Source organism: Faecalibacterium faecis (assembly GCF_040096475.1).
Classification (GTDB): domain Bacteria; phylum Bacillota; class Clostridia; order Oscillospirales; family Ruminococcaceae; genus Faecalibacterium; species Faecalibacterium taiwanense.
The window spans coordinates 224,314-249,080 of the sequence record NZ_JBBMEP010000001.1; the positions used below are offsets into that span (position 1 = coordinate 224,314).

General features: G+C 58.9%; 29 protein-coding genes and 1 tRNA gene. 13 read left to right on the forward strand and 17 right to left on the reverse strand.

What is annotated here, in order from left to right; genetic code table 11:
• Positions 1-22: 22 nt before the first annotated feature.
• On the reverse strand, positions 23-778 hold the full coding sequence (locus WMO17_RS01015; protein WP_097777907.1) for a GntR family transcriptional regulator: 756 nt from the start codon (positions 776-778) through the stop codon (positions 23-25).
• Between the two features lie 197 nt (positions 779-975).
• Between WMO17_RS01015 and WMO17_RS01020 the strand changes: the two genes are divergently transcribed.
• On the forward strand, positions 976-1,524 hold the full coding sequence (locus WMO17_RS01020; RefSeq protein WP_349137291.1) for a GNAT family N-acetyltransferase: 549 nt from the start codon (positions 976-978) through the stop codon (positions 1,522-1,524).
• A gap of 207 nt (positions 1,525-1,731) precedes the next feature.
• Positions 1,732-1,869 (forward strand): hypothetical protein, encoded by a 138-nt coding sequence (locus tag WMO17_RS01025; protein WP_154255424.1) that lies wholly within the window; start codon positions 1,732-1,734, stop codon positions 1,867-1,869.
• 134 nt (positions 1,870-2,003) lie between these two features.
• Here the strand turns inward: WMO17_RS01025 and WMO17_RS01030 are convergent, their stop codons facing one another.
• From WMO17_RS01030 to WMO17_RS01045, 4 genes are all read right to left on the reverse strand, one after another.
• Entirely contained in the window at positions 2,004-3,371 is a 1,368-nt protein-coding gene (locus WMO17_RS01030; protein WP_349137292.1) for an MATE family efflux transporter, read from the reverse strand.
• A 234-nt stretch (positions 3,372-3,605) separates the two neighbouring features.
• Positions 3,606-3,947, reverse strand: coding sequence for a type II toxin-antitoxin system RelE/ParE family toxin (locus tag WMO17_RS01035; protein ID WP_097774896.1), 342 nt, complete (start codon positions 3,945-3,947; stop codon positions 3,606-3,608).
• Positions 3,937-4,197 (reverse strand): type II toxin-antitoxin system prevent-host-death family antitoxin, encoded by a 261-nt coding sequence (locus WMO17_RS01040; RefSeq protein ID WP_291014711.1) that lies wholly within the window; start codon positions 4,195-4,197, stop codon positions 3,937-3,939. Before WMO17_RS01040 ends, WMO17_RS01035 begins: the two co-directional genes overlap by 11 nt.
• 133 nt (positions 4,198-4,330) lie before the next feature.
• The gene (locus tag WMO17_RS01045) at positions 4,331-6,343 is read right to left on the reverse strand and encodes a glycoside hydrolase family 31 protein (protein ID WP_349137293.1); all 2,013 of its coding nucleotides are present in this window, start codon (positions 6,341-6,343) and stop codon (positions 4,331-4,333) included.
• Positions 6,344-6,671: 328 nt separating this feature from the next.
• Here WMO17_RS01045 and WMO17_RS01050 point away from each other — a divergent pair, with 328 nt between their 5' ends.
• The 3 genes from WMO17_RS01050 to spoIVA all read left to right on the forward strand — a co-directional run bounded on the left by WMO17_RS01050 (position 6,672) and on the right by spoIVA (position 10,984).
• Complete coding sequence (locus WMO17_RS01050) at positions 6,672-7,295, forward strand: sugar transferase (RefSeq protein ID WP_005941208.1); 624 nt, start codon at positions 6,672-6,674, stop codon at positions 7,293-7,295.
• 329 nt (positions 7,296-7,624) lie between these two features.
• On the forward strand, positions 7,625-8,959 hold the full coding sequence (aspS, locus tag WMO17_RS01055; RefSeq protein WP_005941202.1) for an aspartate--tRNA(Asn) ligase: 1,335 nt from the start codon (positions 7,625-7,627) through the stop codon (positions 8,957-8,959).
• Between the two features lie 534 nt (positions 8,960-9,493).
• On the forward strand, positions 9,494-10,984 hold the full coding sequence (gene spoIVA, locus WMO17_RS01060) for a stage IV sporulation protein A (protein WP_044953602.1): 1,491 nt from the start codon (positions 9,494-9,496) through the stop codon (positions 10,982-10,984).
• A 54-nt stretch (positions 10,985-11,038) separates the two neighbouring features.
• On the opposite strand, the gene WMO17_RS01065 is transcribed toward spoIVA, so the two are convergent.
• Positions 11,039-11,590 carry a DUF4364 family protein gene (locus WMO17_RS01065; RefSeq protein ID WP_118527808.1) on the reverse strand — a complete coding sequence of 184 codons (552 nt, stop codon included), beginning with the start codon at positions 11,588-11,590 and terminating at the stop codon, positions 11,039-11,041.
• Between the two features lie 50 nt (positions 11,591-11,640).
• Positions 11,641-12,576, reverse strand: coding sequence for a S1 RNA-binding domain-containing protein (locus WMO17_RS01070; protein WP_005941187.1), 936 nt, complete (start codon positions 12,574-12,576; stop codon positions 11,641-11,643).
• 205 nt (positions 12,577-12,781) lie between these two features.
• On the opposite strand from WMO17_RS01070, the gene WMO17_RS01075 reads away from it, so the two are divergent.
• The 7 genes from WMO17_RS01075 to WMO17_RS01105 all read left to right on the forward strand — a co-directional run bounded on the left by WMO17_RS01075 (position 12,782) and on the right by WMO17_RS01105 (position 18,924).
• Positions 12,782-12,970, forward strand: coding sequence for a DUF951 domain-containing protein (locus tag WMO17_RS01075; RefSeq protein WP_005941184.1), 189 nt, complete (start codon positions 12,782-12,784; stop codon positions 12,968-12,970).
• A 94-nt stretch (positions 12,971-13,064) separates the two neighbouring features.
• Complete coding sequence (gene prfA / locus WMO17_RS01080) at positions 13,065-14,156, forward strand: peptide chain release factor 1 (protein ID WP_349137294.1); 1,092 nt, start codon at positions 13,065-13,067, stop codon at positions 14,154-14,156.
• Positions 14,157-14,242: 86 nt separating this feature from the next.
• Complete coding sequence (locus tag WMO17_RS01085; RefSeq protein ID WP_349137295.1) at positions 14,243-15,271, forward strand: L-threonylcarbamoyladenylate synthase; 1,029 nt, start codon at positions 14,243-14,245, stop codon at positions 15,269-15,271.
• Positions 15,268-15,885, forward strand: a complete 618-nt coding sequence (gene coaE, locus WMO17_RS01090; protein WP_097777900.1) for a dephospho-CoA kinase — start codon at positions 15,268-15,270, stop codon at positions 15,883-15,885. Before WMO17_RS01085 ends, coaE begins: the two co-directional genes overlap by 4 nt.
• Positions 15,882-16,550: a lytic transglycosylase domain-containing protein gene (locus WMO17_RS01095; protein ID WP_005941169.1), complete on the forward strand. Its 669-nt coding sequence runs from the start codon at positions 15,882-15,884 to the stop codon at positions 16,548-16,550. Before coaE ends, WMO17_RS01095 begins: the two co-directional genes overlap by 4 nt.
• A 15-nt stretch (positions 16,551-16,565) precedes the next feature.
• Positions 16,566-17,969 carry an aminopeptidase gene (locus WMO17_RS01100; RefSeq protein WP_349137296.1) on the forward strand — a complete coding sequence of 468 codons (1,404 nt, stop codon included), beginning with the start codon at positions 16,566-16,568 and terminating at the stop codon, positions 17,967-17,969.
• 109 nt (positions 17,970-18,078) lie between these two features.
• On the forward strand, positions 18,079-18,924 hold the full coding sequence (locus tag WMO17_RS01105) for a MerR family transcriptional regulator (RefSeq protein WP_349137297.1): 846 nt from the start codon (positions 18,079-18,081) through the stop codon (positions 18,922-18,924).
• A 14-nt stretch (positions 18,925-18,938) separates the two neighbouring features.
• Here WMO17_RS01105 and WMO17_RS01110 read toward each other — a convergent pair whose 3' ends face one another.
• The 3 genes from WMO17_RS01110 to spoIVB all read right to left on the reverse strand — a co-directional run bounded on the left by WMO17_RS01110 (position 18,939) and on the right by spoIVB (position 21,975).
• Positions 18,939-19,781, reverse strand: coding sequence for a polysaccharide deacetylase family protein (locus WMO17_RS01110; RefSeq protein WP_242702832.1), 843 nt, complete (start codon positions 19,779-19,781; stop codon positions 18,939-18,941).
• A 71-nt stretch (positions 19,782-19,852) separates the two neighbouring features.
• Positions 19,853-20,611 (reverse strand): sporulation transcription factor Spo0A, encoded by a 759-nt coding sequence (gene spo0A / locus WMO17_RS01115; protein WP_044953592.1) that lies wholly within the window; start codon positions 20,609-20,611, stop codon positions 19,853-19,855.
• A 134-nt stretch (positions 20,612-20,745) separates the two neighbouring features.
• Positions 20,746-21,975, reverse strand: a complete 1,230-nt coding sequence (spoIVB, locus tag WMO17_RS01120; RefSeq protein ID WP_349137298.1) for a SpoIVB peptidase — start codon at positions 21,973-21,975, stop codon at positions 20,746-20,748.
• A 156-nt stretch (positions 21,976-22,131) separates the two neighbouring features.
• Here spoIVB and WMO17_RS01125 point away from each other — a divergent pair.
• A tRNA-Leu gene (locus tag WMO17_RS01125) sits at positions 22,132-22,213 on the forward strand.
• A gap of 83 nt (positions 22,214-22,296) precedes the next feature.
• Here the strand turns inward: WMO17_RS01125 and WMO17_RS01130 are convergent.
• From WMO17_RS01130 to WMO17_RS01160, 7 genes are all read right to left on the reverse strand, one after another.
• Positions 22,297-22,638: a sporulation initiation factor Spo0A C-terminal domain-containing protein gene (locus WMO17_RS01130; protein WP_120120044.1), complete on the reverse strand. Its 342-nt coding sequence runs from the start codon at positions 22,636-22,638 to the stop codon at positions 22,297-22,299.
• Positions 22,639-22,808: 170 nt separating this feature from the next.
• Positions 22,809-23,075, reverse strand: coding sequence for a phage holin (locus WMO17_RS01135; protein WP_097781834.1), 267 nt, complete (start codon positions 23,073-23,075; stop codon positions 22,809-22,811).
• 2 nt (positions 23,076-23,077) lie between these two features.
• On the reverse strand, positions 23,078-23,311 hold the full coding sequence (locus WMO17_RS01140; RefSeq protein WP_173012902.1) for a hypothetical protein: 234 nt from the start codon (positions 23,309-23,311) through the stop codon (positions 23,078-23,080).
• 5 nt (positions 23,312-23,316) lie between these two features.
• Positions 23,317-23,619 (reverse strand): DUF4406 domain-containing protein, encoded by a 303-nt coding sequence (locus WMO17_RS01145; RefSeq protein ID WP_349137299.1) that lies wholly within the window; start codon positions 23,617-23,619, stop codon positions 23,317-23,319.
• Between the two features lie 10 nt (positions 23,620-23,629).
• Positions 23,630-24,043 carry a YcbK family protein gene (locus WMO17_RS01150; RefSeq protein WP_349137300.1) on the reverse strand — a complete coding sequence of 138 codons (414 nt, stop codon included), beginning with the start codon at positions 24,041-24,043 and terminating at the stop codon, positions 23,630-23,632.
• 81 nt (positions 24,044-24,124) lie between these two features.
• Positions 24,125-24,271 carry a CD1375 family protein gene (locus tag WMO17_RS01155; RefSeq protein WP_349137301.1) on the reverse strand — a complete coding sequence of 49 codons (147 nt, stop codon included), beginning with the start codon at positions 24,269-24,271 and terminating at the stop codon, positions 24,125-24,127.
• 31 nt (positions 24,272-24,302) lie between these two features.
• Positions 24,303-24,695 carry a hypothetical protein gene (locus WMO17_RS01160; protein ID WP_349137302.1) on the reverse strand — a complete coding sequence of 131 codons (393 nt, stop codon included), beginning with the start codon at positions 24,693-24,695 and terminating at the stop codon, positions 24,303-24,305.
• Positions 24,696-24,767 lie beyond the last annotated feature (72 nt).

Genomic DNA, 24,767 nt, shown 5'->3' on the forward strand with positions numbered 1-24,767 from the left:
ATACCTCCGTCAGTTTTTTGGTTTAGAGCAGCTTGCGTAAAATGGAAAAATCAAAGAAGTTTGTGTAGTAGCTCAGCGAACGCATCACCGGGCGGCACAAACGATTGAAACACACTTCGTCCAGCAGCAGCATGGCCTCGCCCGGAGCAAGGCGCATGGCGGAGCGGATGGCATCGTCGCCGCAGCTTGCCTTCAGGTGGGCGACGTTGGAGGAGATCTGCTGGTGGCACTCCCGTTCCAGAATATCGAACACGCCGCCGGTCAGGTCGATGCGGGTGTAGTCTCTGGCACCGAACAGTGCTCTGGGCAGGTAGTCGATGGAGTAGATCACCGGGGTGGTGTCGGCCAGAATGCGCTTTTTGATGCAGATCACGTCGTCGCCCGGCTCAATTTCCAGATCGCGGGCCAGCTCTTCACCGGCACGGATGGGAAATACCTGAATGCCGTCGGCGTGGGGGTAGCTGCCAAAGCTGCGGATCAGCGGGTAGTATTCCAGCTTCTGGTCCAGCCGGCTGCGCAGGCTCAGCACAGCGCGGTTCACCACCGTGCCAATGCCGCGCACGCGCTCCACATAGCCTGCGCGCTCCATCTCGCTCAAAGCATCGCGGATGACGGTGCGGCTCACGCCCAGCTCAGCGGCAAGATCTACCTCGGCGGGCAGACGGTCGGCCCGGGCATAGCGCCCGGTGCGCAGCTCTTCCAGCAGACTGGCAACGATGCGGTCGCTGATCACAGCACCGCCCAATCGGTTGGAAGAGGTAAGTGCAGATTCCTTCATGGTTCGGTTCCTCCGTTCACTGGCAGGGGATGCTCCCCGCCGGGACTTGAAGCCTGCGCCGCACGGCACCTTTGTGACCACGCCATACGCCGCAGACCCCTTTATACTTTATTATAACATAAATTGACATTTATAAAAGCGGCATTTATACTGGAAACAGCGAAAAAGTATGATTTTATTTTGGAGGGAAACGCAAGATGGAAGTTTTTCTGCACAAGATCTGCGGCCAGCCGGTGCAGCCGCCGGTGTCCATGCAGCTGCGCCGCTGCACGCCGGAGCAGGCCCCGGCGGTGTACGCCTTGCAGAACGAGGTGCGCGCCGCCATGCCGGACCCGGAGCAGTTCGTGCCGGACACGCTGGAAAACATCACGGCCTATGTCCGCAATGACCTGTGCATCGGCGCATGGCAGGGCAGCCGCCTTGGCGGGTATCTCATCGTGCGCTTCTGTGGGCGCAGCGCACACAACTATGCGGCCTTCATGGATGTGCCGCGCACCGAGTGGGAGCACTGGGCCAATGCGGACAGCGCCATCGTCCACGCAGACTTTCGCGGCAACGGCCTGCAACGGCTCATGCTAGAAGCAGCGCTGCCGCTTTTCCCGAAAAAAATCACCCATATCGGTGCTACCGTCAGCCCGCAGAACCAGTACAGCCTGCACAACGCCCTTGCGTCCGGTTTTGCCATCGTCTCCCGGCGGGAAATGTACGGCGGCCACGACCGCTACCTGCTGGCAAAGGCGCTGTAAAAAGTTGTAATTCGTCAAAAAGTATGTTAAACTAAAAACGCCACCCCGAAGGGTGGCGTTAAGGTGCTATCTGCAAGCGCAGGTGGTCATGCTTCCTGCCCGTTATCGCTGCTCTTTCTACATAGAACGAAGCAGAGGTTCCGGGAGTGGAACTTTTTTGCAAAATGAAACTTCCCGGAGCCTTGAAGGCGAAGGGAGGGATATCCGGTGACTCTGTTGGAAACCCTCGCACTGCTCACCTTCATTCTCACACTGTTGGGTCTGATCGTGGACGTGATCCGTCTGGCCGTTGAGGTCATGACAATGTTTTCCAAGCACAAAGCCGATGATAGCAAAAAAGACTGACCGCCCAGCTACCAACTCGTGCGGTCAATCTTTTCTTGACTAAACGGGTAAGGAGCTGACCATTGCGGACAGCGCCTTTTCTGTTTGTAGTATAGTGCTTTTTTCAGGGATTGTCAAGGGCGCAGGGCTTCTCTTTACGCTGCCTGTAGTGTCTGACCTCTCTGGCGCATCTTGTGCCGCACCACCAGCAGGCAGGCCAGATGCACGGCAGCCGTCAGCACCCAGCTGATGGGGTAGCTGATGTACAGCATGAACGGTGTGCGGTTCAGCTGGAAGATGGTGGCGATCCACACCAGCCGCAGCAGGCAGCTGCCCACAAGGCTCACCACCATGGGCAGCACGCTGTAGCCAAGGCCGCGCAGGCTGCTGGCCAGCGTATCCATGATGCCGCACAGCAGGTAGGTGCCGCAGATCACCCGCAGGCGCTCATATCCGGCGGCGATCACCGCCGCATCCGAGGAGTAGAAGTGCAGCAGCTGGGTGCCCGCCAGCACCGCACCGCCGCCCAGCACCACGCCGGTGACGATGGCGCATAGCAGGCAGTTGAGGACAACGCGGTTCAGGTTCTGGTACTTGCGTGCGCCCATGTTCTGGCTGGTAAAGGTGACGGCAGCCTGCGAAAAGGCGTTCATGGCGGTATAGACGAAGCCCTCCAGATTGGCGGAGGCCGAACTGCCTGCCACCACCGTGGAGCCGAAGGAGTTGATGGCCGACTGGATGACCACGTTGGACAGGCTGAACACGGTGCTCTGCAGACCGGCAGGCAGGCCGATGAGCAAAATCTGCTTCAAGGCACCTATGTGGAAGCCCAGATGATGCAGATCCAGATGCAGAGCGCCCTCTTCCTTCATCAGCATCCGCGTCACCATGCAGGCGGAAACGGTCTGACTGATGATGGTAGCCAGCGCCACGCCTGCCACGCTCATGGAAAAGCCAATGACGAACACAAGGTTCAGCACCACGTTGATGATGCCGGCTGCTGCCAGACAGTACAGCGGGCGCTTGGTGTCGCCCACGGCGCGCAGCAGCGCACTGCTGAAGTTGTACAGCATGGTCATGGGCATCCCGATGAAATAAATTTTAAGGTACAGCGCAGAAAGGTCGATCACATCCTCCGGGCAGCTCATCAGCTCCAGCAGCCCCCGGGCTGCAAAGAACCCCACCACAGCCAGCAGCACGCCGCTGACAAGGCCCAGCGTCACCGAGGTCTGCACCGTGTCCTGCACGCCGTGGTCATCTTTTGCACCAAAGCAGCGGGCCGCCACCACGTTTGCACCCAGCGAAAGCCCTACGAACAGGTTCACCAGCAGGTTGATGAGGGAGCCGTTGGAGCCGACGGCCGCCAGTGCGGTGCTGCCCGCAAAGCGGCCCACGACCACTACGTCCGCAGCGTTGAACAGCAGCTGCAGAATGCTGGAAGCTGCCAGCGGGATGGAAAACAGGATGATCTTTTGCAGCATCGGGCCGCTGGTAAGGTCAGCGGTGCGGCTTGACTGTGCCATGGAATGAATACCTCCTTTTTATCGTTTACGCGGAGAAGCCGTTTTCCGAAGCATTGCACACTGCTTAGGAGGACAGCATCTGAAATGTAAATTTTTCGTAAATAAAGGGAACCGAAGGCATATTATAACGCGCGGCGCAGAAAAATACAAGTGGCACCGCCGAAAAAATGCAAATTCCCGGCGGTGCCGCTTATAAAACGATCAAAAACATTTCTTGAAGCACGGCAGAAGAGTTTATTCTTCCTGCAAAGCGTCCCGGAACAAAACCCGCAGATAATCCCGCCCGCCGTAGAGGACGCGGTCAATATAAATATCGTTCCGAAAAGCATGATAAAAAATCAGATACTTTCCGCTGACGAGAAAGCGCTCATCCAAATAAAGTTCATGATCCAGCGGAGCTACGGAAGAAAGCAATGCACCGCTTTCCGGGAACAGCTTTAATTGTTCAGCAGCATCCATGATGCGGTTCAGAATGCGCTCTGCAGAAGGCAGATTTTGCAAGTCGAACGAGATATAATCCCAGATGTCGTCCAGGTCCTGACGGGAACGAGTTGTATAAATGAGGTTATTTTCCATTGGCTTTTGCGCGGAAATGCGCCCTCATTTCTTCCGGAGTGTAAAGCTTTTCCGTCTCACCAGAGCACCGTCCTTTTGCAATTTCATTCATAAGTCGGATGGTAGCCTGCGTTTTCTCATAATCTTCCATGTCCAGAATGGCATACTTTCCACGGCCGTTTTTGGTAAGAAAAACCGGCGATCCTGCTTCCACATCGCGAAGGACTTCGTTGTAATTCCGCAGGTCAGAAATAGGTTTGATGTTCGGCATAAGATCAACTCCCTTCATTTGTAGTATAACAAATGCTGCTGTGAAATTCAACGTAAAATTTGCAGCTGATAAAAGTGAGATCCTACAAAAAAACCGCCGTCCTGTCGGGCAGCGGTCTTCTGATAAAATAAGCTTACGCTTCCAACGTCTTCCAGTGCTCCGGTGCGGCAAAATCGCTCGTCTCGCCGTCATCGGTGTACATCCGGCAGCGGGCGCTGCCATTTTCGTCCGGGCAGGCCCACAGGGTCAGGGCGGTGTCGTCCAGCTGGGCGGTGCAGCTGGCGGGTCTTGCCACCGGCACCGCATGGCCCGGGCGGATGAACAGCAGCACTTCGTCCAGTGCGCAGCGGACGTAGTGGTGCCCGGCGGGCAGAAGCTCGGTGTCGTAGTCGTCCACGCTGCGGATGCGGTAGAGCTTCATTGCTTCCGGCAGGTAGACATGCCGTCCGCTGGCGTTCTGGGTGTAAACAGGCGCTACCATCACACCCTCGCCCAGCAGCAGCTGGTCCTGCACCTCGCGGGCATCCGGGTCAGCGGGAAAATCAAAGCCCAAGGGCCGGAAGTAACTGGTATTTTCCAATGCCGCCTTCATGAAGGTACTATAAAGGTAGGGCAGCAGGGCATACCGCAGCCGGAGCATCTTCCGCAGGGCAGGCAGCATATCCGCAAAGCGGTAGTATTCCTGCATCCGGGAGCCGTCGGTGGCGTGGTTGCGCATCAGCGGCGTGAACAGGCCGAACTCCAGCCAGCGCAGAGCCAGATCAGGCGTAGTATCGTAGGAAAAACCGCACAGGTCGGCACCGGTATAAAGAAAGCCGCACAGCTGCACGTTGGGCATCATCTGGATATTGGCCAGAAGCTGTGCCCATGTGGAAGCGTTGTCACCCAGCCAGATGCCGCCGTAGCGGTGGCTGCCGATGAAGCTGGAACGGCTGTAGAGCAGCGTGCGTCTGCCGGGCCGCAGGCGGGCAAAGGCTTCGCCTGCCGCACGGGTCATATTGCCGCCGTAGAGGTTGTGCACCCTGTCATGGCGCACCCGCTGGCCGTTCACATTGTGGTAGAAGCTGGCGTAGTCCTCCGGGGCGTTCATCAGGCCCAGCGCACCGCCCACCACCTTGCCAAAGAATTCATCCTGCACGATGTTGTCCTTCCGGCTCAGTTCGTCCATGCTCTCAAAGAAAGCCTTGAGCCGCTCGGGTGAGTAAAACAGCGCAGGCTCGTTCATATCGTTCCAGAAGCCCTCGATGCCGCAGTCGGTCAGTGCCTTGTACTGCCGGCCGAACCACTCCCGCACCTCCGGGCGCAGGAAGTCCGCAAAATAAGCCTTGCCGGGCCACACCGCCGCCACAAAGGGGGTGCCGTCGGCTTTGGTGCAGAAGGAACCGTTTGCAAGGCCCTCGGCACAGACGGGGTTCTTCGGGTCGATGCGCACACCCGCATCGATGATGGGCACCAGCCGGATGCCCTGTGCCTTCAGTTCGGCGCTCAGGGCGGCAAGGTCCGGGAAGCGCTGCTTGTTTACGGTAAAATCCGCGTAGTCCTGCATGTAATCGATGTCCATGCAGATCATATCCAGCGGCAGATCGTTCTCTTTGTACTGGCGGGCCACCTCCCGCACGTCCTCAGCGGTCTTGTAGCCAAAGCGGCTCTGTGCCAGACCAAAGGCCCACTTGGGCGGGATATAGCTGCGGCCGATGAGCTGCCGGAACTGGCGGCTGATATCGTTCAGGTCGTCGCCGGTAATGATGTAAAGCTCATGATCCGGCTCTTCGGTGGCAAAGCGCAGGGCATCGTATTCGGTGTAGCCGATATCGTAACGCACTTTGCCCGGGAAATCGATGAACACGCCAAAGCATTCACGGCCTGCGCCGCCATCAATGAGCAGAAAATTGTGCGCACCATAGTAGGAAAGCTTATCCTCGCTGTGGCGGGCTTCATCGGTGTTGTTGGTCACGTAGTGCCAGCCGCGCTTGTTGATGCCGCGGGGCATTTCGCCCAGACCGTACACGATGGCATCCGGAGCCATCCGGTAGGCCCAGCCGTCTTCTTCGGCTGTGAGGAAGGGCACCGGCCCGGCGGAAACGGGAATGTCCTGCACCACACTGTCGGTGGGCAGGGGCAGGCCAAAACGGAAACGCTGGATCATAGGGGACCTCCTTGTAGCATCCTTGCCCTCTCCGTCACGCCTTTCGGCGTGCCACCTCTCTCAAAGTGAGAGGTTTTGCCAAAGGCCCCATCTCCGAGGGGGCTGTCGAGCGAAAGCGAGACTGGGGGAGTGGACTTCTCATTTTCTTTATCTTACCCCGGGCCGCGCTGCAAAACAAGAGACAAAACCGGCACTTTTTTGCCACAAAACCGGCAGAACGCAGCCAAAGCATAAAAATATCGGCGGCAGGCGGCGGATGCAATTGCAAATTCCGGCCCATACTGTTATACTGGAACTGCTACTTTGAATCGGAAAATGGAGGAAACCCATGTATCGCAATGGAATCAAGCGCCTGCTGGCGGTGGTGCTGTCGCTGTGCGGCATGATCTGCCTGTCCTGGCTTTTTCTCATTCTGGCCGTCGCCATCAAGCTGGACTCGCCCGGCCCGGTGTTCTTCAAACAGAAGCGTGTGGGCATTGGCAAAAAGCACTTTTACATTTTAAAGTTCCGCACCATGCGCATCGACACGCCCCACGATATGCCCACCCATCTGCTGCACGACCCGGACCAGTATATCACCCGCATGGGTCATTTCCTGCGCAAGACCAGTCTGGACGAGCTGCCCCAGCTGTGGAATATCTTTGTAGGTGATATGGCGGTCATCGGCCCGCGGCCTGCTTTGTGGAACCAGTATGATCTGCTGGCAGAGCGCGACAAGTACCATGCAAACGATGTGCGCCCGGGCCTGACCGGCTGGGCACAGATCCACGGCCGCGACGAGCTGGAAATTGCCGAGAAGGCCAAGCTGGACGGCTGGTATGTGGAGCATCTGAGCTTTGGGCTGGATGTGAAATGCTTCTTTGGCACCATTGCCGCGGTGCTGAAGCACGACGGCGTGGTGGAGGGCGGCACCGGCACTCTGCACGAAGAAACAGGCAAAGAGAACCATTAAACATAGCCGCCGCGTGCCGCAACCCGAATATTTTCAGCGGAAAAAGATTTTATGTTTGCAGTTCTGGAAAATCTGCGGATTTTCCAGAACTGTTTTTTCACGGAGGGGCTGTGACCAGAAACTGCATTTTTTGCTGATTTGTCCTGATTTGTGAAAAGGTGCTTGGAGCGGCCCGCAGGCCGCGACAAACACAAAATAAAAATAATTCTTCCGCAGAAGATGGCCAGAGCGCAGCGGAGGCCATTCTAAATCGCCATATCTCTTGATTTATCCCCGGAAAAGCGTATAATAAAACAGTACACAAGACGTCAAAGGAGGATTCCTGTATTATGGAACGCACCTATATCAACGAGGCTCAAAAGGCCATCGGCGGCACGGTCAAGGTGCAGGGCTTTATCGAGAACCTGCGCAACAGCAAGTATATGGCCTTTATCGTGCTGAAGGATATTACCGGCAAACTGCAGATCACGGTGGAAAAGGAAGATCACCCCGATCTGGTGGATACCATCGATCAGCTCACCCCGGATTCCGTCATCACCGTCACCGGCAAGGTGGTGGAGAACGACTACGTCAAGATGGGCGGCGTGGAGATGATCCCCGAGAGCATCGAGATCGAGAGCATCGCCAACGCTCTGCCCATCGTCCGCAAGGAGATCGCAGCCACCAAGAAAAAGAAGGCTGTGGAGCGCTCCAGCATCGACCAGCGCATTGATTACCGCTGGATCGACCTGCGCACCGACGAGAACCAGCTCATGTTCAAGGCACAGAGCTGCTTCGTCAACGCCATGCGCAAGTTCCTGCTGGACCGTAACTTCATCGAGATCCACACCCCCAAGCTGATCGCTGCTGCCAGCGAGAGCGGCTCTGAGGTGTTCAAGGTGGACTACTTTGACCGCAACGCCTATCTGGCACAGAGCCCTCAGTTCTACAAGCAGATGGCCATGGCTGCAGGCTTTGAGCGTATCTTCGAGACCGGCCCTGTGTTCCGCGCCGAGAAGAGCTACACCAACAAGCACTCCACCGAGTTCTCCGGCTTCGATCTGGAGTTCAGCTACATTACTTCCTATAAAGACGTGATGAAGATGGAAGAAGAGCTGCTGACTGCCGGTCTGCAGGCTGTCAAGGACAACTACGGCGACCAGATCAAGGAGATGTTCGGGCAGGAAGTGATCGTTCCCACCACTCCGTTCCCGGTGGTCAAGCTGGCAGACCTGTACAAGGGTCTGGAAGAAGAGTTCGGCTACACCGTCGATGAGAGCGAGAAGGGCGACCTGACCACCGAGGCCGAGCGCCTGAGCTATGAGTGGGTGAAGAAGCATTACGGCCACGAGTTCCTCTTCATCACCGATTATTCCGCCGAGAAGCGTGCGTTCTACCACATGCGGGACGAGAACGGTGTGCCCCAGGGCTACGACCTGATCTGGCGTGGTGTTGAGATCACCACCGGTGCCCAGCGCGAGCACCGCTACGAGGTGCTGAAGAAGCAGGCCGAGGAAAAGGGTCTGGCCGATGATGTCAAGTTCTATCTGGAGTTCTTCCAGTACGGCTGCCCGCCCCACGGCGGTTTCGGTCTGGGCATCGACCGCCTAACCATGCTGCTGTGCGGCCTGACCATCAAGGACGCCGAGTTCCTGTTCCGCGGCCCCAACCGTCTGACCCCGTAATTTTATAGAGATCATACCGAGAGCTGCTGTGCATTTTGCACGGCAGCTCTCTTTTTGTTGGATGGTTTAGAATGGTGGACTCACCCTCTCAGTCAAATCCTTCGGATTTGCCAGCTCCCCCGAAAGGGGGAGCTTCTGACGCATCCGCAAGGCTTGCATTTTATCTGGAAACTGCGCCGTTACTGCAAAAAGCTCCCCCTTCGGGGGAGCTGGCGAACGAATGTGAGCCTGAGAGGGTTCAGCATGCTGAAAGCAAACGAAAAAGCCTATTCCACAGCGCCGCGCTTTCGCAGAAAGCGGCGCTGTAAATGCTGTTTCCCTCTACGACCCCATCTGTGAAAAAGCAATTCAGGAAAATCCGCAGATTTTCCTGAATTGCAATTATAAAATAAATTTTCCGCTGAATATGCCCAGAGCAAGGCGGAGGGCATTCAAAATCGTTCCGGCATAATGCCCCGTCCTGTTTCATACGATTACAACAAGCGGACCGGAATCCTGTCCGGTGCACAGCGCAAACGGGAAGGGGAGAGCAATTTGGCAAATCAGGAACAGAAGAGCATCTGCCGCGAGATCGGCGCACGCACCGGCGGAGATATCTACATTGGGGTGGTTGGCCCGGTGCGCAGCGGCAAATCCACCTTTATCAAGCGTTTCATGGAACAGCTGGTGCTGCCCGCCATCGGCCCGGCGGCTGCGCGGGAGCGTGCCCGGGACGAGCTGCCCCAGTCGGCAGCGGGACGCACCATCATGACCACGGAACCAAAATTCATCCCGGAAGCAGCCGTGCCCCTGCAGTTGGAGGGCGGCGGCGAGTGCCGGGTGCGGCTCATCGACTGCGTGGGTTACATGGTGGAGGGGGCTATGGGCCACGAGGAGAACGACAAGCCCCGCATGGTCAAAAGTCCGTGGTTCGACCACGAGGTGCCCTTCGACCTTGCCGCCGAGACCGGCACCCGCAAGGTGATCTGCGAACATTCCACCATCGGCATCGTGGTCACCACCGACGGCTCTGTGAGCGACATCCCGCGGGAGGGCTATGCCAGAACCGAGAAGCGCATCGTGGAAGAACTGGATGCGCTGGGCAAGCCCTACATCATCCTGCTCAACAGCACCCACCCGGATGCGCCGGAGACGAAGCAGCTGGCCGAGGGCATGGCACGGGACTACGACCACACCGTGCTACCGGTGAGCTGCGTGGATCTGGACGCGGAGGCACTCGGCAGCATCCTGCGGCAGGTGCTGTACGAGTTCCCGGTGCAGGAGCTGGATTTTGCCCTGCCGCGCTGGGTCACGATGTTGGAAAATGGCCACTGGCTGCAAACGCAGGTGTACGATGCGGCCATGCAGCTGGCGGCAAAGGTCTCCCGCATGAAGGATGTACCCTCCGGAACAGACGCACCTGCGCTGGAATGTGACGCGGTGCAGCGCTCGGCCATCAGCGGCATCGACCTTGCAAACGGCAGTGTGCGCATCACGGTGGAGCTGAAGCCGGAAATTTTCTATCAGGTGCTGAGCGAGCAGACCGGCCTTGCCATTGGCGACGAAGCAGGCCTGATGCCCTGCATCATGGAGCTGGCAAAGGCCAAACGGGAGTACGAGAAGGTACGCAGTGCCCTTGAGCAGGTGGAAGCCACCGGCTATGGCATCGTGATGCCCACGGTCAGCGAGCTGAAACTGGAACAGCCCCAGATCGTGCGGCAGGGCACGAACTACGGCGTGCGGCTGGAAGCCTGCGCGCCCTCCATCCAGATGATGAAGGCCACCATCCACACCGAGATCAGCCCCATCGTGGGCACCGAAAAGCAGAGCGAGGACCTTGCCCGCAGCCTGCTGGCCGGCTTTGAGGACGACCCGGAAAAGCTGTGGGAATCCAACATCTTTGGCAAGAGCCTGCACGAGCTGGTGAACGAAGGGCTGCAGAACAAGCTGCTGCACATGCCGCAGGAAGCCCGCACCCGCCTGCAGGAAACGCTGGAACGGGTCATCAATGAGGGCTGCACCGGGCTGATCTGCATTCTGATCTGACCGCTACAAAACAGAAGAGGGAAGCGCCGCGCGGGTGCCTCCCTCTTTATTTGTTCACTTTTCTTCTTCGGTCAGCTTATTGATGAGCATTTGGTAGATCTCGTTGCCCTTGAGGATGAACTGCTTTTTTACCAGCTCGGCGGTCAGCCGGTCCGGTGTGCCGAGGTCCAGACAGAACAGCTCACTGTCCAGCCCTTTCACCGTGCAGCGGATGGTGCAGTGGCCGTCCTCTTTTTCGGTAATGCTGGCACTGTACTTGGCTTCCTTGCGGGCCCATGTCTGGCAGCGCAGCACAGCGGCCACAGCGCGCTCCCGCACACTGCGGGGCAGGTCGTAGGCAAGCTCCTGCGCCACTTTGCGGCCCTTCTCGGTGATGGTGTAGCTGCCCTTTGTCAGGGTGACGAGCTGCTGCCTGGTGATATCGTCCAGACACGAGCCGATCTCGAAATAGTTCACCAGCGCTTCTTCCATCAGGGCGTTTTCGATCTCCTGCCGGGTAATGGGTCCGGCATTTTTGACCAGATAGCACAGCAGCAGCCGGATCTCGGTGCTGCTGGTCAACCCGCCGGGACGTACACCGGCAGTAAAAGCATCATTGGCGGCCATCGTTCCATACATCCCCCTTGCATTCCTTTTCTTTTATAGTATAAATGCTTTCACGCCGGATTGCAAGCCGCAGCGGCAAAATCTGTCTCAATGCGCTTGGGGCTTTCCGGCGTGGAGTACACCCAGTGGTCCAGATGGCCCTCGGTGATGAAATACTTCAGCTCGAACCGGTGGCGCTGGCTCAGGGCGTGGTTTACGATCACCAGCTTGATCTTCATTTTTTCCGGCAGGATGTTTTTGATGTAGACGCTCACCGCCTGCCCGGGCACAAGGTCGGTGCAGCTCTCGGCAAGGCCCGCGAGGTTGGGCGCGATCTCGATAAAGGTGCCGTATTCCTCCACGCTGCGCACGATGCCCACCACGGTCTCACCCACGGTGAACCCGGCCGCATTTTCCTCCCATGTGCCCAGCAGTTCCCGGATGGTCAGCACAAAGCGGCCCTGTACATCCCGGTTCTTGACGGCGCACAAGATCTGCTGGCCCACGCTCACCCGGTCGGCGGGGGAGGAGATGCGGCTCACCGACATGCAGTCGATGGGCAGCAGGGCACTGATGCCGCAGCCCACATCACAGAACGCGCCAAACGGCTCGATATGGGTCACGGTGCAGGGCAGGATATCGCCGGGCTGCAGGGTGTCCAGATAGTCGGCCTTGCACATCTGCTGCGCCAGCGCGCGGGAGAGCCGGTAGAAAGGCTGACCGTTCTCGTCGGTGTCCAGCGCCTCGATCACAAAGCAGGTGGGACGGCCCACCCTCGTCAGCACCGCAATGTCCCGCACGGTGCCGTTTGCGGCACCATCGGCGCACTGGGCAAAGGGCATCACGGCCCTCACCCCGCCGATCTCGAACCGCAGCTGGCGCTGTGTATCAAAGGCCAGAGCAGTGGCCTGCAGGATCTCGCGGTTTGCCATGGCGGCGCGCAGTTCAGCGGGGGACAGGCGCGCAGCAGAACGGTAGTTGCCTTCGGTACGGTAAGCTTGCATCATCTTTCATTCCTCTTTCTCTGCTTTTTAGGCCGTGCTTGGAACGGCAGCGGCCTTTCTGTTAAAACTTATGCATCCGCATGGGCGGATATTTGCATTTTGTGCGGCTTTGCATTATACTATATCTGTATGCGCAGCAAACCGGCACGCCGGGCTTTGCGCACACACCGCCTGCTGTTTTGGGCAGGCAGAAGGGAGAAGCAGAGCTATGGACATTGCTGTAGGCGATACCATCCTCACCCGCAAAAAGCACCCCTGCGGAGCGTCCAGCTTCGAGGTACTGCGCGTCGGCATGGATTTTAAGATCCGGTGTACCGGCTGTGGGCGCGAGGTGATGCTGCCGCGTGCTAAAATTGAAAAGAACATCAAAAAGGTGGTAAAACCCGGGCAGGCCTAGCGCCCGGCGCAGCACGCATCCGGGGCGGAAAGGCCCCGGAACCGTTCGGCTGCACGAACATGAATCTGAGTTTGTAAGGAGAACTGCCGGAATTATGCCGAACATGTTTACCCAGATGGATGCTGTCTGCCACCGCTTTGAAGAGCTTTCCATCCGCCTGAACCAGCCGGATACCGCCGCAGACCCTGCGCTTTTCCGCAGGCTGATGCGGGAGTACCACGATGCAGAACCTGTGGTGCAGGCCTACCGCGCGTGGCAGACCGCACAGGATCATCTGGCACAGGCCAAAGCTCTGCTGGAAGAACCGGGCGCACTTGACCCGGACTTCAAGCAGATGATACAGCAGGAAATCAGCGAAAAAAGTCAAGATGTGGCAAAGCTGGAAAATAATCTCAAAATTTTGCTGCTGCCCAAGGATGTGAACGATGGCAAAAATGTCATTGTGGAGATCCGCGGCGGCGCAGGAGGGGAGGAAGCTGCCCTGTTTGCCCACAGCCTGCTGCGCATGTACACCATGTATGTGCAAAGCAGGGGCTGGCAGCTGGAAATGCTCAACCTCAACGAGACGGAGCTTGGCGGCGTGAAGGAAGCCATCTTTTCGGTGGACGGTGCCGGGGCCTACAACCGCCTCAAGTACGAGAGCGGTGTACACCGTGTGCAGCGCGTGCCGGAGACCGAGACGCAGGGCCGCATCCACACCTCCACGGCCACGGTGGCTGTGATGCCGCAGGCCGAAGAGGTGGACTTTGCGCTGGACATGAAGGACCTGCGCATCGACACCTTCCGCTCCTCCGGCGCGGGCGGTCAGCACATCAACAAAACCTCCAGCGCCATCCGTGTGACACATCTCCCCACCGGCATGGTGGTAGAATGCCAGAACGAGCGCAGCCAGTTCCAGAACAAGGACAAGGCGCTGGAGATCCTGCGCAGCCGCCTGCTGGCCCAGAAGCAGAAACAGCAGCAGGATGCCATCAATTCGGAGCGTCAGGGGCAGGTGGGCACCGGCGACCGCAGCGAAAAGATCCGCACCTACAACTTCCCGCAGGACCGCTGCACCGACCACCGCATCGGCCTGACCGTGCACAATCTTTCCAAGATCATGGACGGCAATCTGGACGAGCTGATCGACGCACTGGCCACCCGCGAACAGGCCGAAAAGCTGCAAAAGCTCAACGAGCAGGGCTGAAATGCGGTTTTGAAAATAAAACGATATCCTGTCGATAAATGCTGAAAAGCATAAATACTTTACAGATAGAAAGAACGATGATCCGTATGGAAATGAAAACTGAAATTTTGCCCACATCGGACGAAAAGAGCATTGAAAAAGCCGCTGCCCTGCTGCAGAACGGTGAGCTGGTGGCCTTGCCCACCGAGACGGTTTACGGCATTGCTGCCGATGCCCGCAACGGCGAGGCTGTGAAGAAGATCTTTGTGGCCAAGGGCCGCCCGCAGGACAATCCCCTGATCGTCCACGTCACCGGGCCGGAAATGCTGCCCGGCCTTGTCAGCGAGGTGCCGGAGCGCGCCCAGCTGCTGATGGCTGCGTTCTGCCCCGGCCCGCTCACCATCATTATGCCCCGCGGCCCGGAGGTGGCAGCGGAGTGCTGTGCCGGTCTGGACACCGTGGGCATCCGGATGCCCAGCCACCCGGTGGCCCGCGCTGTCATTGAAAAGAGCGGCTGCGCCTTTGCTGCCCCCAGCGCCAATCTTTCCGGCAAGCCCAGCCCCACCAACGCGCAGGATGTGTTCACCGATATGGACGGCCGCCTGCCGCTGATTTTGGACGGCGGCGAGTGCGACGTGGGCGTAGAAAGCACTGTGGTGTCGGTGGTGGGCGAAAAGCCCACCCTGTTCCGCCCGGGCCACATCACGCTGGAGGACCTCGAGCGTGCCCTCGGCGAAGAGGTGGAAGTGTCCAAAGCCATCCTCGAAAAGCTGCCGGAGGGTGCTGTGGTGCGCAGCCCCGGCATGAAGTACAAGCACTACGCACCCAAGGCGGATGTGACCTTGCTGGACGGCACCTTTGAGCAGTTCAAAGCCTATGTGGATGCCCACGCCGAGCAGAATCCCAGCTGCCTGTGCTTTACCGGCGAGGCGGAAAAGCTGGGTGTGCCCTGCGTGGAGTATGGACGCGAGGGCGACGGTGCCGATCAGGCAAAGCACATCTTCCGCTGCCTGCGCGCGCTGGATGAGCAGGGCGATGCCGTGGTCTACGCCCGCTGCCCGCAGAAGGACGGCCTTTCCATGGCGGTGTACAACCGCCTGATCCGCGCTGCGGCCTTCCGGGTGATCAAGCTATGATCGCGCTTGGCATCACGGGCCGCAGCGGCTGCGGCAAATCCACGGTCACGGCGGTGTTTTCGGCCCACGGTGTGCCGCTGGCCGATGCCGACCAGATCAGCCGCGAGATTTTACTGCCCGGCTCGCCGCTGCTGCCCCGGCTGGCTCAGCGGTTCGGCGCAGACATTTTAAAAGCAGACGGCACATTGGACCGCCGCCTGCTGGCTGACCGCGCCTTTGCCACCCCGGAAGGCAAGGCGGCGCTGGACAGCCTGACCCACCCGGAGATCGTGCGCCGCATCCGTGCGGCAAAGCAGGCAGCACAGGATGCCGGTGCACCGCTGTTCGTGCTGGATGGCGCGGTCATCGTGGGGACTGCGGCGCAGGCCGAGTGTGACCGCCTGTGCGTGGTCACGGCACCGTTTGAGACCAGTGTGGCCCGCATCGTGGCCCGGGACGGCATCTCGGCCGAGATGGCCGCCCGCCGCCTGAACGCCCAGACACCGGAAAGCACCCTCACCGCACAGGCAGACTATGTGCTGCGCAACGATTCCAGCCTTGCACATCTGCAGGCTGCGGCAGAGCAGCTCTGCACAAAGCTTCTGGCAGAAGGAGGTGCGGGAAAAGAACTTTGAACAAACGATATAACGAACAAGATCCTGCACCGCAGTACGACCCGGAGACGGCCCGCATCCGCCGCGCTCTCCGCGCCCAGAAGGCACGCCGCCGCAAAAAAATGCGCAGCCGCAGGCTGTTCCTGCTGGGCATGGCGCTGATCCTGCTGTTTGTGCTGGTGCCCAACTTGTGGGGCAGGGCAGAACGGCTTTTATACCCCCGCAAGTACGAAGCGCTGGTGGACCAGTGGGCGGAGACTTACGGCCTTGACCCGCTTCTGGTGGATGCCTTCATCCGCACCGAAAGCGGCTTTGACCCGCAGGCTACCTCCACTGTGGATGCCCGGGGCCTGATGCAGATGACCGAGGAGACCTTTATCTGGCTGCGCAGCAAGATCGCACCGGACGAAGGACTGCTCTTTGCAAATCTCTACGACCCGGAGACCAGCATCCGGTTCGGATGCTATTACCTGCACCTGTGCATGGAGCGCTACAACGGCGATGTTGCCACTGCCGCTGCCGCTTATCACAGCGGGTGGGGCACGGTAGATGCTCTTTTACAGATGGAAGAGCACTCCGCAGACGGTGAAACGCTGCAGGGCTTTCCCTATAACCAGATGAACCATTACGTAAAAAAAATCACTTCCTGCTATGCGCGGTATCAGCGTATCTATGCAGAAAGCTGAGAGGAGATAAGGAACATGAGCGAGAAACTTACCGCAAAGCAGGCTGCCGAACAGCTGCTTTACAAGCCGGAGTACGCCGCCGACAAGAGCGCCGACGTGAAGGAGAAGGCTGCAGCCTTTGCCGAAGGCTACAAAGCCTTCCTGAACGCTGCCAAGACCGAGCGCGAAGCTGCCGCCGCCAGCGAAAAGCTGCTGCTGGAGGCCGGTTACGAAAAGTTTGAGCCGAAAAAGACCTATGCCCCCGGCCAGAAGATCTACTTTGTGCAGGAGCACAAGGCGGTGGTGGCCGCTACCATCGGCCGGAAATCTTTTGAGGAGGGCTTCCGTCTGGTGATCGCCCACATCGACAGCCCCCGTCTGGACCTGCGCCCGAACCCGCTGTACGAAGCAAACCACCTCAGCTACTTCAAGACCCACTATTACGGCGGCATCCGCAAGTACCAGTGGGGCACCATGCCGCTGGCCATCCACGGCGTGTTCACCCGTGCCGATGGCTCCAGCGTGTCCTTTGCAGTGGGTGAGGACGAGAATGACCCCGTGTTCTGCATCACCGACCTGCTGCCCCATCTGGGTGCCGAGCAGAACGACCGCAAGCTCAGCGAGGGCATCAAGGCCGAAGAGCTGAACGTGCTCATCGGCTCCGACGCTGTGGAGGATGCCGACATCAAGGAGGCCGTCAAGCTGAACACCCTGATGCTGCTGCACGAAAAGTACGGCATCACCGAGCGGGACTTCACCCGTGCCGAGATCGAGGTGGTGCCCGCCCATAAGGCCCGGGACGTGGGTTTTGACCGCTCCATGGTGGGCGGCTACGGTCACGATGACCGGGTGGACGCATACCCCGCCCTTATGGCCGAGATCGAGACGAAAGATCCTGTGCACACCACCGTCTGCGTGCTGACCGATAAGGAAGAGATCGGCTCCGACGGTGTGACCGGCATGCAGAGCATGTATGTATTCCATTTTATGCAGCTGCTGTGCCGCGCCGCTGGTCAGGACGACATCCTTGCCTTCCAGAACAGCGTGTGTCTCTCCGCCGATGTGACCGCCGCCTACGACCCCTCCTGGGCAAATGCCTTCGAGCCGCAGAACGGTACTTACGCAGGCCGCGGCGTGGCCTTCTTCAAGTACACCGGCAGCCGCGGCAAGAGCTCTGCCAGCGATGCTTCCGCTGAGCTGGTAGGGGATATCACCCGCCTGCTGGATGCCAACGGCGTGGCATGGCAGATCGGTGAGCTGGGCCGTCTGGATCTGGGCGGCGGCGGCACCATTGCCAAGTACGTGGCCAACCGCGGCATCCCGGTGCTGGACATCGGCGTGCCGGTGCTGTCCATGCACTCGCCCTTCGAGGTCATCCATAAGACCGACCTGTACATGGCTTACCGCACCTTTGCACTGTTCTGCCAGAACGCGGAATAAAGATTTAGCCCCGGATCGCCCGCAGCCGCGCGCATTCCGGGGCTTTTTTTGAAAAAAACTTGACCTTCAAGTGTCTTTAAGGTGTAATGTGAGTGCGGAGGTGAAGCAAATGAACATCAAACAGGCTTCGAAACAGAGCGGGGTGTCTGCCCCCAATATCCGCTTCTATGAAAAAGAAGGACTTCTGAATCCCGCCCGGCTGCCTGGCAACGACTACCGTGATTACACGGAACAGGACATCCGCACTCTCCGGTTCATCCGGATGCTGCGGATGCTGGATGTGCCGCTTCCGGTCATCCGATCCGTGCTTGCAGGCGATGCATCGCTGGGGAGTGTCCTGCGGGAGCAAAAGACCGCACTGGAACAGCGCGCAAAGCAGCTGGAAGGGGCGGCGCGTTTTTGTGCAGAACTGGCCCGGCAGGACCCGTCTGTGGCATCACTGGATGTGGACGCCTGCCTGTCCCGGATGGAGGACCCTGCGCAGCCGCAGAACTTTTTCTGCGGCTGGGTGCAGGATTACCGCACGCTGGCGCAGGTGCAGCATCAGAGGCATTTTTCCTTTATTCCGGAGGGCAGCATCAACACCCCGCAGGAGTTCACAGCGGCCCTGCAGACCTACGCAAAGGCCAACGGGATGCAGCTCAGCCTGACAAAAGAAGGAATGTACCCGGAATTTTCGCTGGATGGGATCCTATACAAAGCCTACCGCAACCCGGGCAAGTACCGCGATGAGATCTGCTGTGATGCTGCATCTCCGGAACAGCTGAACACCGGGCTTCCCTCCCGGCGGGAGCGACAGCTGCAGGTCCTGCGCATCCTTCTGCCCGCAGCGTTCACCTTTGCCGCCATTCTGGCGGCAGGCTGGGTGGCGACCGGCGGAGCGGACTGGCTCTGGCTGGCAGCACTGGCAGCGGCAGGGGTCCTGCTTGGCCGCGGCTTTGAACACCGGCTGTAACTGGGCCAGTCTGCTCAGCTTAGCGGCAGAGCTTCGGCCACCGTCAGAAAGGTGTAGCCGTTGTCTGCATACCACCGGATAATGTCGGGCAGCGCCTCGGCGGTGGTGCGGGTGGTGGCGGAATCGTGCATCAGAACGATGCAGTTCGTCTGCTGCCCGGTCTCCCGCACCACATTGCGGTAAATGGTGTCCGCGCTTGGGTGCCCGCCCACGGCATCCTCGGCGCACACGTTCCAGTCCACCCACTGCCAGCCTTTTTGCTCTACTTCGGCTTTCAACTGCTTCATCAGGCCTTTGCCGCCGTAGCGCCGACTGACGGTGTTGGTGCTGCCGCCCGGAAACCGTAGATACCGGATGCTCTCGGCATCCACATAGGGCGCAATGCGCTCCTTTAAAAGGGCAATGTCCTCCCAATAAGCGTCGCTGCTGCGGTAGATATCGCTGTACTCGTGGGAAGCAGAGTGCAGCGCGATCTGGTGCCCGGCGCTGACCGCTTCGGTGAGCAGGGGCAGATACTTCTCGTTGTAACCGGTAGCCACCACAAAAAATGTGGCGTGCACTCCGGCCGCGTTCAGCGCGCTGAGCACATCCGGTGTGGTCTTGCTGGGGCCGTCGTCAAAGGTCAGGCAGACCCACTTTTCCGGCAGCGGCTGGGCAGCAGGCTCCTGCTGCTCCTGTGCCAGAGCCGAAACGGCGGGGGAGAGCATCGAAGTGTCCGGTGCCGGGGTAAGATCCTGCGCCTGACATCCGGTGACGACCGGCGGCGCAGCAGATACGAACCCCATAATGAGGGCGAACAGCATCACGGCCGCAACTCTGGCCCGCCTGCGCCGTGCGAGATATTCTGCAAGCTTCAAGAGCAAAACCTCCTTTGTCTGTTTGGTTTGCTCTTATCAGAATATGAACGACGGCGGATTCTATGAAAAAATCAGCCCACTCTCTGGCGTTTATCCAGCCGCATCTTGTCAGCGATCATTGCGATGAACTCCGAGTTGGTGGGTTTTCCGCGCAGGTTGTGGATGGTATAACCGAAGTAGCTGTTGAGGGTGTCCACGTCTCCCCGGTCCCATGCCACCTCGATGGCGTGGCGGATGGCGCGCTCCACCCGGCTGGCGGTGGTGCCGTTTTTCTTGGCGATTTCCGGGTACAGACGCTTGGTCACGGCGTTGATGTACTCCGGCTCGTTCATGGTGAGCAGGATGGCATCCCGCAGGAACTGGTAGCCCTTGATATGGGCGGGGACACCGATCTGATGCAGGATCTCGGTAACGGTCAGCTCATCGCTGTCCACGCTGGTGTGCAGGATGTGCTTTTCCGGGCCAAGTGCCGCCTTGAGCACCCGTGCGGCAAGCACGGTCTCATCAAAGGGCTTTACAAAGTAGTAGGCAAAGCCTTCGTCCAGCAGCTCCTGAACCATCTCTTCGCTCTGAAAGGCACCGGTCACGAAGAAGGAGGTGTGCCGCTCACCGGCGGCATTGTAGCGCTGCTTTACCGCAAGGGCATCCAGACCGGGCATAAAAGCATCCAGCAGAACCACCTGCGGGCGCACGGTGAGCATTTTCTGCAGGACTTTGTTGCCGTCCTTTTCCACAACGGTCACGTCCACGCCCTTCTGCTCCAGCGCTTCGCGGCAGGCGGCAGTGAACGGGGCACCAGTATCCGACATCAAAAATCTAACTTTGTCCATGGTTGTTTCCTCCAATGTGTGCAGTTCCCTTAACACCATGGATTTTACCATAATTTTCCAGAACTTTCAACGGTTTATATTGGTAAATTTTGGCAAAGAAAATCGAAATGCGCAAATTTTTTTGCAGATCAGCTTTATGGCTGCGCAGCATCGTCTGTTTTTTCAACAGCGCGGGCCTGCTTGAGCATGGTCTGAGCAAAAATGCCGTAGCCCCGCGTGGGATCGTTTACCAGCACATGGGTCACTGCACCAACCAGTCTGCCGTTCTGCAGGATGGGACTGCCGCTCATGCCCTGCACGATGCCGCCGGTTTTGGCAAGCAGCTGCCGGTCGGTCACGCGCAGGATCATGTTGCGGTGGGGGTCCGCGTCGTTTACCTTTTCAATGCGGATGTGGTATGCCTTGGGCACCTCGCCGTCCACAGTCGTCCAGATCTCGGCATCGCCCGGCACAACCTCCTGCGCAAAAGCCATCTCCAGCTCCGGGCCGGAAAATGCAGCCCGTGTTCTGCCATAGACCCCGGTCTTGCTGTTGATGCAGATGCTGCCAAGCGCATGGGTGCTCAGAAAGCGGCCCTTCAGCTCACCGGGGCTGCCCACGGTGCCGCTGGTACACCCCACGATCTGGCAGGGGACGATCTCGCCGCTGCGCAGGGCCACGCTCTCACCGGTGTCGCTGTCGCTGATGGGGTGGCCAAGCCCGGCAAACACCCCGGCGGCATTGTCCACAAAGGTCATGGTGCCTACCCCGGCGGAAGAATCCCGCACCCACATCCCGGCGCGCCACTGCCCGGCGGTGCTGTCCCACACGGGGGTCAGCCGGGTCTGGAATTGCTCACCATTGCGGATATAGACCACCTGCACCGGCGCGCCTGCAGCCGTTTCCAGAGCATCGTGCACGGCATCGTTCGTCTCGGTCAGGGTGTCGTCCATGCGCACCACCCGGTCGCCCAGCCGCAGCCCGGCCTTCTTGGCGGGGTTCGCGGTGCCGTCCGGGGTGTTCAGGTCGGAAAAGCCCACAATGAGCGCACCCTCGGAGAACATCTTAACGCCGAAAGGCGTACCGCACACGGTTACCACCGGACGTGTTTCCACCAGAGCGCGCACAGTCTTGACGGGCAGCCACCCGCCAATGGACAAAGTGGCCTGATAGCTGCCCGCAGCCTGCGTGCTGGCCGCGTTGCGGGAGCCAGCGGTGCGCAGCGGCTGCACATAGGCAAAACGGGGCAGGGTAAGGGTCTGGCCGGGTTCCAGCAAAATTTCAGCAGGCAGGCTGTGCCACAGCCAGCCCAGCACCGCCAGCGCGGCCACCAGAAGATAAGCTGCCGCAATGCTGCCAGCGCGGCGTAGTTTTGATCTGCGCATCGGCAAAAGCCCCTTTCCGCCATGGAAAATGATACGATCGTCCGGCGATAGTATGCGCTGTGAAGGGCGGAAATATCAATGCAGTGATTGACTTTTTCCGCCGGAACTGATACTATATTAAGGCGGTTTGGCCGCAGCTGCAGAATAGAAGAATACGCGGGTATGGTGGAATTGGCAGACGCGCAGGATTTAGGTTCCTGTGCCGCAAGGCGTGTGGGTTCGACCCCCACTACCCGCATAAGAGAAGAAGCGCGATGGTTCGTACAGAACCAGCGTGTTTTTTCTTATCATGGTAACACTTTTGGTAACACTATTAAGTTTTCAGACTGCTCTCACCAGCGCATTATACAGCATTTCAATGAACTGCACCGCGCTGGGCGCACCGGTCAGCGGATAGCCTGCCAGCTGCTGCACATACTCCGGGTTTGTGAGCCATGCACCTTTAGCTGCCCGGCGGACAGCGCTTTGAATCGCTTTTGGCTCACATCTTCTGCGGTCGGCGATAGGGGTATAGATATCTTTCTCCACGGCCTGCAGGCGGTCTTCCTGCTCACAGACCAGCTCAAGACACTGGCACAGGATACTGTAGGCGCTCAGATTGCGTGTGATGCCCATCGGGCGCAGCAAATCATTGACCTGAGTGGACAATTCGGAAACGATCATAGTTGACACATCCTTTCTATGCGTCAACTCTAACCGAAAAATACTTAAAATTTACCAATTACGTCGATATACGTCGTAAAGCGTCGAAACACGCCAAACAAAAACAGCCCCGAGGAACCGTCAGGCTCCCCGGGGCTGCTGCTATGTATGGCTATTTTGGGCAGGGCGGCTTACTTTCCCTGTGCCTTCAGCTTGTCGTATGTCTGGTCTGCCTGAAGGGCTGCGGGGGTGAAGCTGTTGTTCTTCCACCACGCGACCAGCGCGGCAACGGTGGTGATGCCAGCGGTGACCAGCTGCTCCACGGTCTGGCTCTCGATGGGCAGCACGGGTTTGCCCAGTGCGGACAGCACCTGATTGGTCAGGGCCAGCAGCAGGCAGGCGGTGCGGGCAATGGTGCCTGCGGAGATGGTGGGGGCGTTGTAGGTGTGTGCGTTCATAGTCAGTTCCTTTCTCTTTCGTGTTCGTCTGCTTCTAAATCAGCGATGCGGTGGTTGGCCACCTTCATCTGCTCTTCCAAAATGGGGACGCGGCGGGCAAAATTGTTGTGCTCCCGCACCTCCCGGGTCAGCTCTTCCAGCTTGGTGTCGGTCACGGCCTGACTGCGGCTGTTGGCGATCAGCACGCCGATCAGGGTCACCGCACCGGCAAGGATGGCTGAGATGATGCTTTCCACTGGTTTCACACCTCCATCACGGGGATTCCATAATCCTCTGCGCACTGGTGTTCGATACGGCAGCCGCGGGCATTCTTCCAGCCAGGTGCGAAAATTGCCACATCGGCCTTTGCAAGGAACTCGATGCTCCGGGCCAGATAGTCCAGCGGCTTTGCTGCCGGGCCGAAATCATCAAAGAAGGTTTCCAGCGGAGCCACATCTTCACCCAACAGAGCCTTTGCCTTGCTGATCGCGGAGGTGCGTTCCTGAAGTACCTGTTCATCGGACAAGCCACCCATGGGCTGGCTGATAAAAATAGTCTTGCTCATGTTATTCACCTCACAGCGTCCACCGGCTCTTGTTCGGGCGGGTGTCTACGTGCACCCAGCCCTTTGCCCGGCCTGCCTTGACCGGGTAGCGGCCCACGCCGCCCCAGCCGGGCATCAGGCTTTCGGCGTAGGCGGCCACAGCCAGCGGGTCAGTATCCTGCACCTGAATGTCCGCGGCCCGGCCCAGCAGGTGCTGGCTGGATCTGGAGCCGCCCACCTTTGCGTTGTGGCTGGCGGTGCGGTAGCCGCTGGTGATGGTCACGGGCTTGCCGAAGTGCTCCCGGATGCACTGCAGCAGCACCACAAGGCCCTCGTCAATGAGGATGGTGTCGGTGCCGTCGCGGCAGCGGAACTCCCGCACGCGGAACGCGGGGGAGAGCTGCGCTGCGCCGTCCTTCTTCAGGCTATACTGTTTGATCGCCATATGTATCACGTCCTTTCACGGGGTCAGGCCCCGATTTTCACGTTCTCTTCCAGCTACTGATCTGCCTTGCCCTCAGCGTCCTTACTGCGTGATTTCCTCAAAGCCGCTCTTGATGAGAATTGCCTTGACCTTCTCCTTCAGCAGGCGGGGGCAGCGCTCATACAGAGCCTTTGCCTCCTCCATAGTCTCAGCAGACATGATTTCCTGTGCCCACAACATCGCCATCATACGTACCAACCTTTCTAATGCTTGTGTGATTTTATGCATAAACAATCTCGCTCATTTCAAGCAAGCACTGTTTCAACATCTCGTTTTCTTTTTGCAGTGCCGCCACCGTGTCCGGCAGCTTCTCCCGGGCTTCGGCCTTTTTGCGCGCTTCTTCCTGCGCGGCCAGCTCTTCGGCGGTGTAGCGGATGTACCTCTGGATGGGCAGCTGCTCGGTCCACGCGGGTCTTGCCGGTACGCCCGGCACATCAATGACCTTCCGTACATCCCTGCCGCCGCCGGGATACTCCGTTACGGTCTCGTAGTGGCTCACTTCCTCCACGCCTTCCACGGCGGGGTGCTCCACTGGCTCGGTGTCGTCCACCAGATACCCAAGCGTCAGGTCAGGGTTTTCAATGGCTGCACCGTTCTCGTCAATGATCTTCATGGTTCAAAACCTCCTTTCTCAGGCCACGCGCCGCCAGATGTGCACATAGTAGGCGGCAGGCTGCACGGTGGC